The organism is Kitasatospora sp. MBT63, from assembly GCF_000710465.2.
Lineage (GTDB): Bacteria > Actinomycetota > Actinomycetes > Streptomycetales > Streptomycetaceae > Kitasatospora.
The window spans coordinates 1-1,595 of sequence record NZ_JAIZ01000559.1 but is presented as its reverse complement, the minus strand read 5'-3'; the positions used below and the strand labels follow the sequence as shown (position 1 = coordinate 1,595).

Here is a 1,595-nt window from a genome sequence, read left to right as displayed (position 1 = left end):
TGGATCTCCGATCGGTGAGCTGTGAAAGGGCATACGGATGCCCGGTGAGGTTGCTGCGGGGCTGAGCCGCGCAGCGGAGCCGGCCCGGACGGGCCGGGCGTTGCGTGCCGCATCGGATGCTTCGTTGGTGGTGGTCGCGGCCGACTGATGCAGCGTCAGAATGTTTGCTGCGCGGGTGTCATCCATGGTCGGCGCGCAGTCACCGGAACGGCCCCCGCGCGGCGGCCGGTTGGGCGGAACTTGCCCCCATGGCACGCGCATCGGCGGATTCCGTACCGAGCTCCACGGATCAGCGGCTGGTGGCCGCGCTGCAGTGCGACGGTCGCGTCACGGCGGAGCGGGCCGCCCAGGTGCTGGGGACCAGCGCTGCGACCGTGCGCCGGCGCCTGCAGGCGCTCGGCGACGACGGCACCGTGCGGGTGGTGATCTCACCGGTCGCGCGGCCTCGGGGCGGCGGGGCGTCCGGGGCCCGACCGTGTGCCTGCCGCCGGACGGGCGTTGGGGTGCAGGGATGGTCTGCTGGCGGAGCTGGCGGGGCTGGCGGGGCTGCTGGTGGTGTTCGGCGCGGACCCGGTGGATGACCCGGGTGTGGGTGAGCTCGCCGACATCGCGGCCGTGCTGGCGGGGGAGGACCGGGCGAGCACCCCCGGTGAGGGGATCCGCGAGGCGGGCGCGCTCCTCGATCAGGATGCCGCGGAGCTCCGGGCGGCGGACCGGTTCCGGGGCACGCTGCTGCCGGTGGTGGTCCGTCATCTGCGCCGCGCAGCGGCGTTCCTCGCCTCGGCCTGTGCCCGGCTGGGATCGGCGGCGGGCGCGGTGGCCGACGGGCCGGCCCGGGCCGCAGCCGCCTGGTAGCCCGCCCCACAGGCGCCAGCCACGCACTCGTCGGCCACGCACTCGTCGGGCCGCGCCGTGCGAACACACCGGCCCCGCCGCTGCGCCCCGATCCTGCCCGGGGCGGTATCAGCCTGGAGCCGTGCCCCTGTCGGGTCGTACCCGGTCCCGGCGGCTCCGGTGGGCGTGTACGGACGGGGTGGCCGCCGTGCAAGCGGCTCGCGGTGCCCGCCAATCTCGCGCGATGATGGGCCGGTGCCCGCACCGAGCCCGGATCGGTGGATCGTCCTGAAGCCTCCGCCCCTCGTTGCCGGGCGCCGGTGCCGGGCGGGCCCGGTGGCGGGGTGTGCGCGAGGGCCGGGTGGGGGGCGCCGTCCGTGGGCGGTGACGTCCCGCCGATGTGGCCGGAGGGCTGTCGTGCGGGAGCGGTGCCAGGGGCTAGTTGTAGATGTAGAGCCAGTACACGTCTTTCCCGGCAGGCGGGAGGTAGCCGTAGCGGCACTGGTACGGAAAGCCTTCACGCTCGTACTGCTGGCCGGCGTCCACGCAGTCCTTCTTGTACAGGTACCAGTTTCCGGTGATGTGCCATGACCCTGCGGTGCTCGTCGCAGGGGTGATTCGCGGACGCTCCTGGGCGCCTGCAGGGGTCGCTGTGACGGCGGCGAGGGCGGCGAGGGCGATGGCGGCGAGCACGGTACGGGCGGACGGCTTCAGGGACACGTGGATCTCCGATCGGTGAGCTGTGAAAGGGCATACGGATG

At 74.1% G+C, this 1,595-nt stretch carries 4 protein-coding genes; 2 read left to right on the top strand and 2 right to left on the bottom strand.

What is annotated here, in order from left to right; all coding sequences use genetic code 11:
• A partial coding sequence (locus AA75_RS51485) for a hypothetical protein (protein ID WP_206743454.1) occupies positions 1-186 on the bottom strand: 186 nt, incomplete at its 3' end.
• Between AA75_RS51485 and AA75_RS46140 the strand changes: the two genes are divergently transcribed.
• Together AA75_RS46140 and AA75_RS29620 are read left to right on the top strand one after the other, a co-directional pair.
• Positions 117-581 (top strand): AsnC family transcriptional regulator, encoded by a 465-nt coding sequence (locus tag AA75_RS46140; protein ID WP_368666615.1) that lies wholly within the window; start codon positions 117-119, stop codon positions 579-581. The genes AA75_RS51485 and AA75_RS46140 overlap by 70 nt on opposite strands.
• A complete protein-coding gene (locus tag AA75_RS29620) occupies positions 499-855 on the top strand; it encodes a hypothetical protein (protein WP_033823371.1) in 357 nt (118 codons plus the stop codon). Before AA75_RS46140 ends, AA75_RS29620 begins: the two co-directional genes overlap by 83 nt.
• 417 nt (positions 856-1,272) lie before the next feature.
• Here AA75_RS29620 and AA75_RS29615 read toward each other — a convergent pair whose 3' ends face one another.
• Positions 1,273-1,554 (bottom strand): hypothetical protein, encoded by a 282-nt coding sequence (locus AA75_RS29615; protein WP_033823370.1) that lies wholly within the window; start codon positions 1,552-1,554, stop codon positions 1,273-1,275.
• Positions 1,555-1,595 lie beyond the last annotated feature (41 nt).